Here is a 15,334-nt window from a genome sequence, read left to right as displayed (position 1 = left end):
GAGTTCGGGGCGAAGTGAGGGCGATATGCGACGGCTAGCGGATCTTGTGGTGCGGTGGCCCTGGGTGGTGGTCGGGGTCTGGATCGCGATTGCGATTGCGCTTCCGCTGACGTCCCCGAGTCTGAACGAGATGGCCCAGAGGCATCCGCTCGCCATCCTGCCCAACGACGCACCGTCGAGTGTCGCCGCCCGACAGATGGCAGACGCGTTTCATGAGTCGGGTTCGGAGAACCTCTTAATCGTTGCGTTCATCAACGAATCCGGGCTCAAGCCCGCCGACGAGGCCACCTACCGCAAGGTGGTCGACGCGCTACGCGACGACGTCACAGATGTCGTGATGGTTCAGGACTTCTTCACCACCCCGCAACTGCGCCCGTTCCTGACGAGCAAGGACAAGACGACGTGGGTGTTACCGGTCGGGCTCGCGGGCGAGTTGGGCACGCCGCACGCATATGCGGCCTACAACCGGGTTGCCGACGTCGTCAAACAAAACGCGGCTGGCAGCCCCATGGCTGTGCACGTGACCGGACCCGCGGCCACGGTTGCCGACCTGACTGTCGCGGGCGAGCACGATCGCCTCCCGATCGAGATCGCGATCGGCGTCCTGGTGCTTCTCGTACTGCTGGTGGTGTACCGCAACCCGGTCACGATGCTCCTGCCGCTGGCGGCGATCGGCGCGGCTCTGGTGACCGCACAGGCCGTAGTGGCCCGGGTGTCCGATCTGTTCGGCATAGGTGTCTCGAACCAGTCCGTCATATTTCTCTCCGCGATGATCGCCGGCGCGGGAACCGACTACGCGGTCTTTCTCATCAGCCGCTATCACGACTATCTACGCCAGGGCGCAGATCTCGATGGCGCGGTGAAGCGGGCGTTGATCTCGATCGGCAAGGTGATCACCGCATCTGCGGCCACCGTCGGAATCACCTTTCTCGGGATCAGCTTTGCCCGGATGGGGGTGTTCTCGACGGTCGGTGTGGCGTGCGCGATCGGGGTGGGCGTGGCATACCTCGCCGCAATCACATTGCTTCCTGCCATCCTGGTCCTCGCCGGGCCGCGCGGCTGGGTCAAGCCGCGGCGCGAACTCACCAGCCGGTTCTGGCGACGGTCGGGGGCCCGCATCGTGCGGCGGCCGAAGGCCCATCTGGTCGGCAGCCTGGTCGTCCTTCTGATCCTCGCGAGCTGCGCAACCTTGGTGCATTACAACTACGACGACCGCAAAGCCCTCGGGTCATCGGCGTCGAGTTCGATCGGGTACGCCGCACTGGAGCGCCACTTCCCCATCAGCCAGGCCGTACCCGAATACGTCCTGGTCGAGTCCCCCCGCGACCTGCGCACGCCGCAGGCCCTCGCGGACCTGGAGCAGATGGCACAACGGGTCAGCCAACTGCCGAACATCGGTCTCGTCAGCGGCCTCACCCGACCCACCGGAGAAGTGCCGCAGGAGTTCAGGGCCACCTATCAGGCGGGCATCGTCGGCGATCGGATGGCGCAGGGCTCGGCCGTGATCAGCGACAATTCCAAGGACCTCAACCGGTTGCAGGACGGCGCAGGCACGCTGGCCGCCAGCCTCAGCGACGTGCGCGCTCAAATCAACCGGATCGCCCCCAGCATGCAGCGGCTGATCGACGCGTTCAACTCGATGCGAGGCCAATTCGGCGGAAACAAGCTGGTCCAGCAGGTCGACACGGCCGCACAGCTCGTGCAGAGCGTCAACGCGCTCGGCAATTCGATGGGCATGAACTTCTCGAGCGTCAAGGACATGTTCGGGTGGATCGGTCCGGTGTTGATGGCGTTGAACGGCAACGCCGTCTGCGACGCCAACCCCTCATGCAGCGATACCCGCATGCAGTTTCAGAAGTTGATGGCCGCGCGTGACGACGGGCGCCTCGACCAGATCAACACCCTGGCCGGGCAACTGCAGGGGTTCGGCGACAAGCAGACCCTCAACGCCACGGTGAAACAACTCAACGATGCGCTCTCGCAGTTCAGTTCGGCGATACGCAGCATGGGTCTCGACAAACCCGGTGGGCTGCAGGCGGGCCTGACCCAGGCCAGGCAGAACGCGAACAAGTTGGCAGACGGGAGCCGGCAGGTGGCGGGCGGAGTGGACCAACTCGTCGGCCAGGTCAAGCTGATGGGCGACGGACTCGACGAGGCGGCCGCGTTCTTGTTGGCGATGCGAAACGACGCGGCGGATCCGTCGATGGCGGGCTTCAATCTTCCCGCCCAGGTTCTTCAACTCGACGACTTCAAGAAGGCCGCGAAGATTTATATCTCGGCCGACGGCCACACGGCCCGGTATCTGGTGCAAACCACGCTGAACCCGTTCAGTGCCGAAGCGATGGATCAGGTGAATGCGATCACCGACGCCGCTCGAAGCGCACAACCGAACACCCAATTGGCCGACGCCAAGATCACGATGGGCGGATTCCCCGCCTCGCTGCGGGATACCCGCGACTATTACGAGCACGACATCCGGTTCATCATCGTCGTGACGTTGATCGTCGTGCTGCTCATCCTGATGGTGCTGCTGCGCGCGATCGTCGCGCCGCTGTATCTGGTTGGCTCCGTGGTCATCTCGTACTTTGCCGCACTCGGTATCAGCGTCTTGACCTTTCAGTACCTGCTCGGCCAACAATTGCACTGGAGCGTGCCCCCACTGGCCTTCGTGGTGCTGGTCGCGGTGGGCGCCGACTACAACCTGCTGTTCGTCTCGCGAATGCGCGACGAGTCTCCGCACGGCATGCGCTACGGCGTGATGCGCACCCTGACGTCGACCGGCGGGGTGATCACTGCGGCTGGGTTGATCTTTGCCGCCTCGATGTCCGGTCTGCTGTTTTCCAGCATCACCACCGTGGTCCAGGGCGGGTTTTTGATCGGTGTCGGCGTCCTGTTGGACACCTTCCTGGTACGGACCGTCACAGTGCCCGCCATGGCGACATTGGTGGGGCGGGCAAACTGGTGGCCCTCACGACTGAGCAGGCAGCAACCGGTACGACGCGCCTAGCAACGGCGGGGTCGGCGCGCAGAAGCGATGTGTGTGAAACTTCAAGGGAAAGTCGATGGGTCATGTAAAGGAATGAAAAACCTCTTCGCCCTGACTTACGATGTCGTTAATTACAAGTCGTACAGCGACTTTCGAGGTCCCAGCCGAGAATGGCGCCGAGCCGACGGATTGAGCGAGTTAGTACGGATGTGACGTGACACCTACGCCCCAAGCAACGATTCTCTCGATGCTGCACGGCCGTGCCGCCCTGCGGCCCGGCGACGCAGCGTTCACCTTCACCGACTACGCCAGTGTCCCGGCGGGTGTTTCCGAGACTCTCACGTGGTCGCAATTATCCCGCCGAACCTTGAACGTGGCGGTTGAGCTAAGCCTTCACGCGGCGGCAGGAGACCGGGTGGTGATCCTGGCTCCGCAAAGTCTGGATTACGTCGTGGCATTCCTGGGAGCCATGCAGGCGGGCCTCGTCGCGGTGCCGCTGCCGCTGCCCCATCGCGGCTCGGGTCAGGATCGGCTGAGTGCGGTGCTGGGTGACGCCGCGCCTACGGTTGTCCTCACCACGTCTGCGGTTGCCGACGACGTCGCCGGCTATATCGATCGAGCACCCGTTGATGTTGTTCCGAAGGTCGTCGAAATCGATTCGATCAATCTGGACGCCGAGGGCGGGGCCGCCTTTTCGACGGCCGATTTCCCCAACACCGCGTATCTGCAGTACAGCTCGGGTTCGACCCGGCTGCCGACCGGCGTGATGATCTCGCACCACAACCTGCAGACGAATTTCGAGCAGCTGATGCGCTCTTATTTCGGGGGTGCACACGCCAAAACCGCCACCGATGCCACGTTCGTGTCGTGGTTGCCCTTCTACCACGACATGGGCTTGATGATGGGCATCTGCGGGCCGATCCTGAGCGGACATCCCGCCGTCTTGACGAGTCCGACTGCGTTCGTGGAAAGGCCGGCCAGATGGCTGCGAGCACTGGCGCAGAATTCTCGTGCGTTTTCGGCCGCGCCCAACTTCGCCTTCGACCTGGCAGCTCGACAAACGGCCGACAGTGATCTCGCCGGGCTCGACCTCGGCGGGGTGCACGCCATCATCAACGGCGCCGAACGGGTCGAACCGTCCACCCTGGAACGTTTCTCAGATCGGTTTGCGCACTTCAATTTTCGCGACCACATGCTGCGTCCTTCGTACGGACTGGCGGAGGCGACCGTCTTCGTGGCGAGTGGCACCTGGAGTGATTCGTCGGGGGCGGCCCATTTCGATGCGGACGAATTGTCCGCGGGCAGCGCTGTGCGATGTCCGCGCGGGACAGGCTCAGCCCTGGTGCGATACGAACTGCCGCCGTCACCGGCGGTGCGGATCGTCGACGTCGACACAAGCCTGGAATGCCCGCAGAACGTCGTCGGGGAGATCTGGGTGCATGGCGACAATGTCGCCGACGGCTACTGGAGCAGATCGCCGGAGGAGCAGCAGTGCTTCGGCGCAACGCTGGGTGCCCCTTCGCCTGGCACGGGTGACGGGCCCTGGCTACGAACGGGCGATTTGGGCTTCATGTCAGATGGCGGGTTGTTCATCGTCGGCCGCATCAAGGACATGTTGATCATTCGCGGCCGCAATCATTTCCCCGAGGACATCGAGGCGACGGTCCAAGAAATCACCCGCGGTCGGGTCGCGGCGATTTCGGTTCCGGTGAACAGCACGGAGAAGTTGGTGACCGTCGTCGAAGTCAAGAAGCGTGGAGATTCCGCGGCAGAGACAGAGGCGACGCGCTGGCTCAGTGAGGTCAAAAGCGATGTCACCTCCGCGATATCCAACGCGCACGGCCTGAATGTCGGTGATCTGGTTCTGGTGCCTCCCGGCTCGATCCCCACCACGACGAGCGGCAAGGTCCGGCGCGCCGCCTGCGCCGAGCAGTACCGGCGGGACCAGTTCGTTCGGTTGGACGCCTAAAGCGGGCCGGTAGGCGGAGTAAGGTCTGGAGAGTGGGAATGCGGAGACTGGTTGCATCGGTCAGTGCGCTGGTAACCGTAGGCGCCACAGGCTTTTTCGGTGTCGGGACTGCCGCAGCCGATGATTCACTGGCCGGGTGGACGCCTGACCACGGGGCGCCGGACAACGGGCCACCGCCGTTGGGGACCCCCGGCCGCGGGTACGCGCTGGGCGGTGCGCACGTGCTCGGCATTCCCTACGACGAGTACATCAAGCGCACGGGTGCCGACTGGTTCCCGGGATTGGATCGACAGATCGTCGGCTATCCCGCGGGTCAGGTTCAGGGCCACACTCTCGAGAGGTTGTTTCCGGGGATAGGCCAGCTTGATGTCGGCTTCCCGGGTCTTGGCATCGACGGTCCCAGCATCGGCGAGTCGGTCGACGAGGGTGAGGGCAACCTCGAAACGGCGATCCGCAACGGCGGTCCCGGCACCACGATCGGCTTGTCCGAGGGTGCGATGGTGCTCGACGCCGTGCAGGCGAAGCTCGCGAACGATCCGACCGCGCCGCCGCCGAACACCTTGAGCTTCGCGACGTATGGCGATCCGCTTGCCAAGCACGCCTTCGGCGAGAGTTTCCTGACGCAGATGTTTCCCGTCGGCAGCGTCGTACCTTCCCTCGACTTCCGCATGCCGGCACCGGTGGAAAGCCAGTACGACACATACCAATTCGTCTCTGCGTACGACAGCATCGCCGACTGGCCCGACAGGTCGGACAACTGGATGTCGGTATTGAACGCGGTCGTGGGCCTCGCGACCGGTCACACCGCGGTGGCGTTCACCAACCCGAGCAACGTGCCGCCGGAGAACATCAGGACGACCGTCAACTCCAGGGGCGCCAAGACGACGACGTACCTGATCCCCGAACAGCACCTTCCGCTGGTGTTGCCGTTCAAGTACCTCGGGGTGGATGAAGGCACGCTGAATCAGCTCGACGGGGTACTGAAACCGATGGTGGATGCGGGCTATTCGCGAAACGACAATCCGCTGACCGCTCCGATCACGGTGGATCCGGTGCGCGGCTACGACCCGGCGGCGGCGACCGCACCGGCGACACAGGCGGCCTTCGGCGGGGGTGCCGATCCTGTCTCACAACTCCTCGCCGGCATGCAGTACGTGCTGAATCATCCGGGCGGCTAGAGCCCGGCCAACCCTGCGACGAGCAGCACGCATCCGACCGCGGTCAGCAGCATCGCGACCGCGCGCCGCCGCCGCGATCGCAGCCAGTCCTGCACTGCCGACAGCATTGCGCGGGTGCGGTCAGGGGCCAGCAAGAAGCACACGAGAGGGATCTCGACGAACCCGAACGCCACCACGTTGAACAGCAGTAGGGCGCCGAACTGAACCGAGGCCGCCGCACCCGAGGCGACGATGAGCGCCAGCACGGCGAGGTAGTCGACGGACGGCAGCGCGATGCCGAGGCCCGCGACGCCCGCCGTCCACAGCGACCGGCCGTTGCGTAGTTGCTGGATGCGTGTCGCGAGCGGTTCAAATCGCTCTGATGCAAAACCCACGCGGGTGGCAACCACGGCGGCGTTGAGCAACAGCACCACGCCGACGACGATCTGGACCCGTGGCAGCGTGAAATGGGCTGACCCCAAGGCTGGCCGAAAAACGAACAGCACGATCACGCCCACCGCGAGGCCCATCGCGAATCCGCCGGTCAGGAAGGCCAGTAGTTGTAGACCCGGTCGCGGCCGGTTGATCATCAGGACGGTCATGCCGATCCGGAACGGCTCCAGGCTGACCGCAATGGCCATCGCCAGGAGCGTTATCCACATATCGGGCCACAGGCTACCGTGAGCGCGACGATGGTCACCGCTACCGGCCGCGTGTGAAGATGGAGTCGATGAGCGATACCGATCTCACCCCGACCACGCTGCGGGAAGCGTTCGGGCATTTCCCCTCCGGCGTCATCGCGATAGCCGCGGAGGTAGACGGCACCAGGATCGGGCTGGCGGCAAGCACGTTTGTCCCGGTGTCACTCGACCCGCCGCTGGTGTCGTTTTGCGTACAGAACACCTCCGAGACGTGGCCGAAGCTGAAGGGCCTGCCCGCACTGGGCATCAGCGTGCTCGGCGAGGCCCACGATGCCGCCGCCCGCACGCTGGCAGCCAAGACAGGCGACCGGTTCGCGGGCCTGGAGACCGTGTCGCGGGAGTCGGGTGCGGTATTCATCTCCGGTACGAGTGTGTGGCTGGAAAGCGCGATCGAGCAGCTGGTCCCTGCCGGCGATCACACCATAGTGATTCTGCGGGTCAGCGATATCACCGTGCATGCCGACGTGCCGCCGATTGTGTTTCACCGCAGCACATTTCGTCGGCTCGGCGCCTAGCGGTGCCGGTTCAGGGACGGTCGGCAAGCTCCTCGCGATAGCCCTGGACGCGCTGTTCGAGTTCTTCAGCGTCGGCCGGCCTGCCTTCTTTGCGGGCCAGCTCCGCGCGTGTGCTCAGCTCACGAATCGCGGTACGAATGTCATTGATGCTTCTGGGCTCTCGCAGGGGCATTGCGCTGCCTTTCGTCGTTGATTGGCCGCTTTTCTGCGAGAGTACCCGCGCTCAGCTCCGTCGGAACAGCTTGTCGCCGAGCCACACGATCGGGTCGTACTTGCGATCGGCCGCCCGCTCCTTGAGCGGGATCAGCGCGTTGTCCGTGATCTTGATGTGCTCGGGGCAGACCTCGGTGCAGCACTTGGTGATGTTGCAGAAGCCAAGGCCGTTTTCCTCCTGCGCCTGCACCGCACGACGGTCGTGCGTGTCGAGCGGATGCATGTCGAGTTCGGTCTGGCGCATCAGATACCGCGGACCGGCGAACGCCTGCTTGTTCTCTTCGTGGTCACGCACGACGTGGCAGGTGTTCTGGCACAGGAAGCACTCGATGCACTTGCGGAACTCCTGTGACCGGTTCACGTCCTCCTGCATCATCCGGTACTCGCCCGGCTGCAGATCCTTCGGCGGCGCGAATGACGGTATCTCCCTGGCCTTTTCGTAGTTGAACGACACATCGGTGACCAGGTCGCGAATGACGGGGAACGTCCGCAACGGCGTGATCGTGATGGTGTCGGCCGGGTCGAACGTGGACATCCGGGTCATGCACATCAACTTCGGCCTGCCGTTGATCTCGGCCGAGCAGGAACCGCACTTGCCTGCCTTGCAGTTCCACCGGACCGCCAGGTCGCCTGCCTGCGTCTGCTGCAGGCGATGGATGATGTCGAGCACCACCTCGCCCTCGTTGACGTCCACGGAGAAGTCCTGCAGCGCGCCGCCGTCGTCGTCACCACGCCACACCCGCAGCTTCGCTTGATAGGCCATCAGCTTCTCCTTGCCGGGTGGTTGACGAGTTCGTCTGGGGTGAAGTACTTCTCGAGTTCCTCGATGTCGACGAGCTCGAGGAGGTCATCGCGCATCGGCACCTGGTCCTCATGGGTGATGCTGATGTCGGGCACCACGGTGTCACCCTCGGCGCGGCACACCAGAAGCGTCTTGCGCCACGACGCGTCCATCGACGGGTAGTCGTCGCGGGTGTGGCCACCGCGGCTCTCCGTGCGCTCCAGCGCGGCCTTCGCGATGCACTCGCTGACCAGCAGCATGTTGCGCAGGTCGATGGCCAGATGCCAACCCGGGTTGAACTGCCGATGGCCTTCAACCTGGACCTTCTTGTAGCGCTCGCGCAACTCCTGCAGCCTGTCCAGCGCCTCGGTCACCTCATCGGCCTTGCGGATGATGCCGACCAGGTTGTTCATCGTGTCTTGAAGGTCGAGTTGCAGCGTGTAGGGGTTCTCGGCGCGATCGCCGTTGGTCGGGCCGTCGAACGGCGCCAACGCCAGCTTGGAAGCGTCCGCGAGGGCCTCGTCGGAGACCTTGGGCCGCTCCGGCAGCGCCCGCACGTAATCGGAAGCGCCGAGGCCGGCGCGGCGGCCGAAGACCAGCAGGTCCGACAGCGAATTGCCGCCCAGCCGGTTGCTGCCGTGCATGCCGCCGGAGCACTCGCCGGCGGCGAACAGTCCGGGCGTCTTGGCGGCGCCGGTGTCGGGGTCGACCTCGATGCCGCCCATCACGTAGTGGCAGGTCGGCCCTACTTCCATCGGCTCCTTGGTGATGTCGACCTCGGCCAGCTCCATGAACTGGTGGTACATCGACGGCAGCCTGCGCTTGATCTCCTCGGCGGGCAGCCGCGACGCGATGTCGAGGAACACGCCACCGTGCGGCGAATTACGCCCGGCCTTCACCTCGGAGTTGATGGCGCGGGCCACCTCGTCGCGGGGCAGCAGGTCGGGGGTGCGGCGCGCGGAGTCGTTGTCCTTGAGCCACTGGTCGGCCTCTTCGATGCTCTCCGCGTACTGACCTTTGAACACCGGCGGGATGTAATCGAACATGAACCGGGTGCCTTCGGAGTTCTTCAGCACTCCGCCGTCGCCGCGTACACCCTCGGTGACGAGGATGCCCTTCACGCTGGGCGGCCACACCATGCCCGTCGGGTGGAACTGGACGAACTCCATGTTGATCAGCGTCGCGCCTGCGCGCAGCGCAAGCGCATGCCCGTCGCCGGTGTACTCCCATGAGTTCGAGGTCACCTTGTAGGACTTGCCGATTCCGCCGGTGGCCATCACCACGGCAGGCGTCTCGAACAGGATGAAGCGTCCGCTCTCGCGCCAGTAGCCGAAGGCTCCCGCGATCCGATCCCCATCCTTGATCAGGTCGGTGATGGTGCACTCGTGGAAAACCTTGATGCGGGCCTCGTAGTCGCCGAACTCGGCCTTGTCCTCCTGCTGCAGCGAGACGATCTTCTGCTGGAGGGTGCGGATGATCTCCAGCCCGGTGCGGTCGCCGACGTGGGCCAGGCGCGGGTAGGTGTGTCCACCGAAGTTGCGCTGGCTGATGCGGCCGTCCTTGGTGCGGTCGAACAGCGCCCCGTAGGTTTCCAGCTCCCAGACGCGGTCGGGGGCCTCCTTGGCGTGCAGTTCGGCCATCCGCCAGTTGTTCAGGAACTTCCCGCCGCGCATGGTGTCTTTGAAGTGGACCTGCCAGTTGTCCTTCGGGTTGGCATTGCCCATCGCCGCCGCGCAGCCGCCCTCGGCCATCACGGTGTGTGCCTTGCCGAACAACGACTTACAGACCACGGCGACCTTCAAACCGCGTTCGCGTGCCTCGATGACAGCACGTAAACCCGCGCCGCCGGCACCGATCACGACCACGTCGTATTCGTGCCGTTCGATGTCAGCCATAAATAAACCTCACTACTGTTGCTCTCGGAAAAGTCTGTCAGCCAATGAATCTGAGATCGGAAATGGTGCCGCTGGCCACCACAGCGATGTAGAGATCGGTGAGTATCAGCGTCCCAAGGGTGATCCATGCGTATGTCTTGTGCCTGGTGTTCAACGCGCTCACCTGGGTCCAGAACCAGTAGCGCACAGGGTGTTTGGAGAAATTCTTGAGGCGCCCGCCGACGACGTGGCGGCAGGAGTGGCACGACAGCGTGTACGTCCACAACAGGACGACGTTGATGACGAGGATGACGTTGCCCAGGCCGAAGCCAAAGCCCGATGGTGACTGGAAGGCGATGATCGCGTCGTAGGTGTTGATCACCGAGATGAGCGCCGCGATGTAGAAGAAATAGCGATGCGAGTTCTGCAGGATCAACGGAAACCGTGTCTCACCAGTGTATTTCGCGTGGGGCTCGGCCACTGCGCATGCGGTGGGTGCCTGCCACACCGACCGGTAGTAGGCGCCGCGGTAGTAGTAGCAGGTCAGCCGGAACAGCAGTAGGAACGGCAGTGTCATCGCCGCGTAGGGCAACCACCACACGTCGGGCAGGATCTGCGGCCAGAAGTGACTGGCCTCAGGGACGCAACCCTTGCTGATGCACGGCGAGTAGAACGGCGTCAGGTAGTGGTACTGGGGGACGTAGTAGTTGTTCTGCAGGAACGCCCGCACCGTCGCGTAGATCAAAAAGACCGCGAAGCCAAGGTCGACGATCAGCGGTGACTGCCACCACCGGTCGGTGCGCAGGGTGCGCTCTGGAATCTGGGCACGGCTCGGTGAAAAGACGCCGGTCGCTTTGCGGTCGGCGGTGGGTGCGCTCACGTTTCCCTTTCGGTGTGGTTATGTCCCGCTGAGGTGGCCGCGGCGCTAGCCGGCGACTCCTCTGTCGTCCTCATCGCCCCAGAAGGCGGTGTCGTAGGGGGTGTCGGGGATGGTGATCTTCTCGGCGCCGTGGTGATGGCGCGTCACGCCCCGGGTGAGCTCCAGCTCCTCGGCGTCGATGTCGAGTCGGTCGATGTCGTTGAGAATGCGTTCGGCGTCATTGACAATGCGGCGGGTTGCGGGGCTGTCCCCGTACTTCGACGCCAACGATGTCACGCACCGCCGCAGGCTTCCGATTAGCTCGTGCAGCTCGGTAAGTTCGGTAGTGCTCGACATTTGACCTCCTTGGGCTGAAGGGTGTCTCGGATCACAGTACGACACCCGATGTTAGTTACATCAGGGGGTTTGGAGTGAGACAGGTCACGTCAGCGAACCGGAGGTAGGTCTATGTCCAGCGAGGTCCTCAAGCAGCGCGCAGATACATTGCTGGCCCTGCACCAGCCGGGCAATCCGGTGGTTCTGCCGACGGTGTGGGACGCGTGGTCGGCCCGGCTGGCGGTCGACGCCGGCTTCGTCGCGCTGACGGTGGGCAGCCACCCGATGGCCGATTCGGTTGGCAAGGCCGACGCGGAGGGCATGTCGTTCGACGACGTGGTGACCCGCGTCAAGCAGATCACCTCCGCCGTCGACGTGCCGGTGTCCGTCGACCTGGAATCGGGCTACGCCGAACCGGCCACCCGGCTGATCACCGGTCTGCTGGAGGCAGGCGCGGTCGGCCTCAACATCGAGGACACCGTGCACAGCGAAGGCGGACGGCTGCGGTCGTCAAGCGAGCACGCCGAGCTTGTCGGCGCACTGCGCAAGGCGGCCGATACCGCCGGCGTGCACGTGGTGGTCAACGCCCGCACGGATCTGTTCCTGCGCCAGGACGGTGACGAGTCCGATCGGGTGGATCGCGCAATCGCGCGCATGAAAGAGGCGGCGGCCGCCGGAGCGGATTCACTGTATCCGGTTGGTCGACACGACCCGGATACGTTGCGGCGCTTGGCAACTGAGCTTCCTCTGCCGATCAACGCGATCGCAGTGCCCGAACAGGACGATCCCGCGTCCTTCGGGCCGCTTGGCGTCGGCCGGATCAGCTTCGGCCCGTTTTGGCAGCGGGCGCTTTCGGCGTACTCGAAGGAGATGCTGGCCCGCTGGGCTTAGCATTCCGGCGTGAGCCCTGACGACGACGGCAGCTGGCACGACCAGCAACCCGTGATAGTGGCCGCCGGGGTGGCTGCCGTCGTGCTGCTGGCGATCCTGGTGTGGGCGGTGATCCACACTGCCGACAACTCGTCGCGGCCGCCTGAGCCAACCGATCTGCCGCCGTCGTCTGACACCTCGTCGACGTACACGACCAGCTCGTCGTCGAGCAGCAGCTACACCCTGCCGAGTGTGCAAACCAGCCAGGACAATCCGATCGTGACCGGGCCGCCGGCGTCGACGCCATCCGATGACGGCCCCGGCGACGAGACCACGACGTCGAGCACGATCACAAATCCGTACCTGACGACCACACCGACCAACGCAGGCCACATCTAGGCAGCCGGCCGCCGACCGCTCACATGCGTCTGGCGGCGACGGTGAGCAGTCCGTGATGGCGGGTTCACATCAGGCGACATTTCGGCAATATCCGCTGCTTAACCTCGGCTGCATGCGGTCTTCATCAAACGTTGTGGTCGTCGGCCACGGCATGGTCGGTCACCGGTTCGTCGAGGCGCTGCGGTCGCGCGATACCGAGGGAACCTGGCAGGTAACCGTGCTCGCCGAAGAGTCCGACGCCGCATACGACCGCGTCGGACTCACCAGCTACACCGAGCACTGGGACCGCGCACAACTGGCGCTGCCCGGCAACGACTACGCCGGGGATGACAGGGTCGAGCTGCGACTCAGCAGCCGCGTCGCGGAGATCGACCGTAACGCGAGGACGGTGATCACGGCCGACGGAACCCGTGTCACCTACGACGCGCTGGTGCTGGCCACCGGTTCGTATGCTTTCGTGCCGCCGGTGCCCGGCCACGACCTGCCGGGCTGCCACGTGTACCGCACCCTCGACGACCTCGACGCGATCCGCGCCGACGCGCAGCGTGCGCTCAAATCGGGACACGCAGCGGCCGGCGTCGTGATCGGCGGTGGGCTGCTGGGTCTGGAAGCCGCGAATGCGCTGCGTGCCTTCGGCCTGACCCCGCACGTCGTCGAGATGGCGCCGCGGTTGATGGCACAACAACTCGATGAAGCCGGCGGTGCGCTGCTCGGCCGGATGATCGGCGAACTCGGCATCACCGTGCACACCGGCGTCGGCACGACGTCGATCGAGCCAACGCAGCGCAACCGGCCCGTCCGGCGGTCCGCCGACGATGACTCGCTGCGGGTCACGCTTTCGGATGGCACCGTGATCGACGCAGGCCTCGTCGTTTTCGCGGCAGGCGTCCGGCCCCGCGACGAGCTGGCAAGAGACGCCGGTCTCGAGCTCGCCGCCCGCGGCGGCGTTCTCACCGACTTATCCTGTGCGACAAGGGATCCGAACGTTTATGCGATCGGCGAGGTGGCAGCCATCGAAGGGCGCTGCTACGGCCTTGTCGGCCCCGGCTACACCAGCGCGGAGGTCGTCGCCGATCGATTGCTCGGCGGCGCCGCAGAATTCCCCGAAGCCGATATGTCGACCAAGCTCAAACTGCTCGGTGTCGACGTGGCCAGCTTCGGCGACGCGATGGGCACCACGCCGAACTGCCTCGAGGTCGTCGTCAACGACGCCGTCAACCAGACCTACGCCAAGCTCGTGCTTTCGGACGATGCCAAGACGCTGCTCGGCGGAATCCTCGTCGGTGACGCGTCCTCGTACGGCGTGCTGCGGCCGATGGTCGGCGAAGAACTGCCCGGCGACCCGATGGCGTTGATCGCGCCGGCCGGATCAGAAGGGGGCGCAGCGGGTCTCGGTGTCGGGTCGCTGCCGGCGGCCGCGCAGATCTGCTCGTGTAACGCCGTCACCAAGGGCGAGCTGTGTGACGCGATCGCCGGCGGCTGCAGCGACGTGCCGTCCCTGAAGAGCTGCACGAAGGCGGGAACCTCGTGTGGTTCGTGCGTGCCGCTGCTGAAGCAACTCCTCGAAGCCGAGGGCGTCGAGCAGTCAAAGGCATTGTGCGAACACTTTTCCCAGTCACGCGCGGAGCTGTTCTCGATCGTCGCCGCTGGGCCTTCCGAGTCGGTCCGGACGTTCACCGGACTGATCGAACGGTTCGGCACCGGAAAGGGTTGCGACATATGCAAACCCGTGGTGGCGTCGATCCTCGCGTCGACCAGTTCGGAGCACATCCTCGACGGTGAGCAGGCCTCGCTGCAGGACTCCAACGACCACTTCCTTGCCAACATCCAGAAGAACGGCAGCTACTCCGTGGTGCCGCGCTCGCCAGGCGGTGAGATCACCCCTGAGCAGTTGATCCTGATCGGCGAGATCGCCCGCGACTTCGGGCTTTACACCAAGATCACCGGCGGGCAGCGCATCGACATGTTCGGCGCTCGGGTGGATCAACTGCCGGAGATCTGGCGCCGTCTTGTCGACGGCGGCATGGAGTCCGGCCACGCGTATGGCAAGGCGCTGCGGACCGTGAAGAGCTGCGTCGGCAGCACGTGGTGCCGGTACGGCCAGCAGGACTCCGTCGACATGGCGGTCAACATCGAAAACCGCTACCGCGGCCTGCGGGCCCCGCACAAGATCAAGATGGCGGTTTCGGGGTGTGCGCGTGAATGCGCGGAAGCGCAGAGCAAGGACGTCGGCGTCATCGCCACCGAAAAGGGTTGGAACCTCTACGTGTGCGGCAACGGCGGCATGTCGCCGCGGCATGCGCAACTGCTGGCAAGCGACCTGGACGACGAAACGCTGGTGCGATACATCGACCGGTTCCTGATGTTCTACATCCGCACCGCGGACCGGTTGCAGCGGACGGCGCCGTGGCTCGAGGCGATGGACGGCGGCATGGATCACCTGCGCGAGGTCGTCTGCAACGACTCGCTCGGGCTGGCAGCGGAATTCGAGGAGGCGATGGAACGCCACGTCGCGGGCTACGCCTGCGAGTGGAAGGGTGTCCTCGAGGACCCCGAGAAGCTGTCGCGGTTCGTCTCGTTCGTCAACGCCCCGGAAGTCGCCGATCCGACCATCGAATTCACCGAGCGATCAGGCCGCATCGTTCCCATCGGCATGCCAACGGTACGGGGGTAA

13 protein-coding genes are annotated in these 15,334 nt (G+C 64.8%); 7 read left to right on the top strand and 6 right to left on the bottom strand.

From position 1 onward, the window contains the following. Positions 1–25: 25 nt before the first annotated feature. The 3 genes from GGC64_RS28500 (at position 26) to pe (ending at position 6,133) form a co-directional block, all read left to right on the top strand. Positions 26–3,007 carry an RND family transporter gene (locus GGC64_RS28500; protein WP_225952490.1) on the top strand — a complete coding sequence of 994 codons (2,982 nt, stop codon included), beginning with the start codon at positions 26–28 and terminating at the stop codon, positions 3,005–3,007. A 193-nt stretch (positions 3,008–3,200) separates the two neighbouring features. Further along, positions 3,201–4,955 carry an AMP-binding protein gene (locus GGC64_RS28495; protein ID WP_370582374.1) on the top strand — a complete coding sequence of 585 codons (1,755 nt, stop codon included), beginning with the start codon at positions 3,201–3,203 and terminating at the stop codon, positions 4,953–4,955. 38 nt (positions 4,956–4,993) lie between these two features. Beyond that, positions 4,994–6,133, top strand: coding sequence for an acyltransferase PE (gene pe, locus GGC64_RS28490; protein WP_192725894.1), 1,140 nt, complete (start codon positions 4,994–4,996; stop codon positions 6,131–6,133). Here pe and GGC64_RS28485 read toward each other — a convergent pair. Beyond that, positions 6,130–6,774 carry a GAP family protein gene (locus GGC64_RS28485; protein WP_192725893.1) on the bottom strand — a complete coding sequence of 215 codons (645 nt, stop codon included), beginning with the start codon at positions 6,772–6,774 and terminating at the stop codon, positions 6,130–6,132. The genes pe and GGC64_RS28485 overlap by 4 nt on opposite strands. A 68-nt stretch (positions 6,775–6,842) precedes the next feature. On the opposite strand from GGC64_RS28485, the gene GGC64_RS28480 reads away from it, so the two are divergent. Next, on the top strand, positions 6,843–7,328 hold the full coding sequence (locus GGC64_RS28480; RefSeq protein ID WP_192725892.1) for a flavin reductase family protein: 486 nt from the start codon (positions 6,843–6,845) through the stop codon (positions 7,326–7,328). A gap of 10 nt (positions 7,329–7,338) precedes the next feature. Here GGC64_RS28480 and GGC64_RS28475 read toward each other — a convergent pair whose 3' ends face one another. Genes GGC64_RS28475 through GGC64_RS28455 form a run of 5 tightly spaced genes read right to left on the bottom strand, consistent with a single transcriptional unit; the run spans position 7,339 to position 11,412 of the window. After that, positions 7,339–7,500, bottom strand: a complete 162-nt coding sequence (locus GGC64_RS28475) for a hypothetical protein (RefSeq protein ID WP_192725891.1) — start codon at positions 7,498–7,500, stop codon at positions 7,339–7,341. A 51-nt stretch (positions 7,501–7,551) separates the two neighbouring features. Next, a complete protein-coding gene (locus GGC64_RS28470; RefSeq protein ID WP_192725890.1) occupies positions 7,552–8,304 on the bottom strand; it encodes a succinate dehydrogenase/fumarate reductase iron-sulfur subunit in 753 nt (250 codons plus the stop codon). Then, positions 8,304–10,217, bottom strand: a complete 1,914-nt coding sequence (locus tag GGC64_RS28465) for a fumarate reductase/succinate dehydrogenase flavoprotein subunit (protein ID WP_192725889.1) — start codon at positions 10,215–10,217, stop codon at positions 8,304–8,306. The genes GGC64_RS28470 and GGC64_RS28465 overlap by 1 nt, the downstream gene beginning before the upstream one ends. Before the next feature lie 37 nt (positions 10,218–10,254). Then, entirely contained in the window at positions 10,255–11,076 is an 822-nt protein-coding gene (locus GGC64_RS28460) for a hypothetical protein (protein WP_192725888.1), read from the bottom strand. Between the two features lie 45 nt (positions 11,077–11,121). Beyond that, positions 11,122–11,412: a hypothetical protein gene (locus GGC64_RS28455; RefSeq protein WP_192725887.1), complete on the bottom strand. Its 291-nt coding sequence runs from the start codon at positions 11,410–11,412 to the stop codon at positions 11,122–11,124. Positions 11,413–11,523: 111 nt separating this feature from the next. On the opposite strand from GGC64_RS28455, the gene GGC64_RS28450 reads away from it, so the two are divergent. The 3 genes from GGC64_RS28450 to nirB all read left to right on the top strand — a co-directional run bounded on the left by GGC64_RS28450 (position 11,524) and on the right by nirB (position 15,334). Beyond that, positions 11,524–12,282 (top strand): isocitrate lyase/phosphoenolpyruvate mutase family protein, encoded by a 759-nt coding sequence (locus tag GGC64_RS28450; RefSeq protein WP_192725886.1) that lies wholly within the window; start codon positions 11,524–11,526, stop codon positions 12,280–12,282. Between the two features lie 9 nt (positions 12,283–12,291). Continuing rightward, a complete protein-coding gene (locus tag GGC64_RS28445; RefSeq protein WP_192725885.1) occupies positions 12,292–12,660 on the top strand; it encodes a hypothetical protein in 369 nt (122 codons plus the stop codon). Positions 12,661–12,772: 112 nt separating this feature from the next. After that, complete coding sequence (gene nirB / locus GGC64_RS28440; protein ID WP_192725884.1) at positions 12,773–15,334, top strand: nitrite reductase large subunit NirB; 2,562 nt, start codon at positions 12,773–12,775, stop codon at positions 15,332–15,334.

This window comes from Mycobacterium sp. OAS707 (assembly GCF_014873705.1).
In the GTDB taxonomy this organism is placed as follows: domain Bacteria; phylum Actinomycetota; class Actinomycetes; order Mycobacteriales; family Mycobacteriaceae; genus Mycobacterium.
The sequence above is the reverse complement of the archived record's forward strand: the minus strand, read 5'-3'. Positions and strand labels throughout refer to the sequence as shown.

Coding starts and splice junctions, on each gene's coding strand:
- GGC64_RS28500 (WP_225952490.1), top strand. CDS start 26: ATGCGACGGCTAGCGGATCTTGTGGTGCGGTGGCCCTGGGTGGTGGTC.
- pe (WP_192725894.1), top strand. CDS start 4,994: ATGCGGAGACTGGTTGCATCGGTCAGTGCGCTGGTAACCGTAGGCGCC.
- GGC64_RS28485 (WP_192725893.1), bottom strand. CDS start 6,774: ATGTGGATAACGCTCCTGGCGATGGCCATTGCGGTCAGCCTGGAGCCG.
- GGC64_RS28480 (WP_192725892.1), top strand. CDS start 6,843: ATGAGCGATACCGATCTCACCCCGACCACGCTGCGGGAAGCGTTCGGG.
- GGC64_RS28475 (WP_192725891.1), bottom strand. CDS start 7,500: ATGCCCCTGCGAGAGCCCAGAAGCATCAATGACATTCGTACCGCGATT.
- GGC64_RS28470 (WP_192725890.1), bottom strand. CDS start 8,304: ATGGCCTATCAAGCGAAGCTGCGGGTGTGGCGTGGTGACGACGACGGC.
- GGC64_RS28465 (WP_192725889.1), bottom strand. CDS start 10,217: ATGGCTGACATCGAACGGCACGAATACGACGTGGTCGTGATCGGTGCC.
- GGC64_RS28455 (WP_192725887.1), bottom strand. CDS start 11,412: ATGTCGAGCACTACCGAACTTACCGAGCTGCACGAGCTAATCGGAAGC.
- GGC64_RS28450 (WP_192725886.1), top strand. CDS start 11,524: ATGTCCAGCGAGGTCCTCAAGCAGCGCGCAGATACATTGCTGGCCCTG.
- nirB (WP_192725884.1), top strand. CDS start 12,773: ATGCGGTCTTCATCAAACGTTGTGGTCGTCGGCCACGGCATGGTCGGT.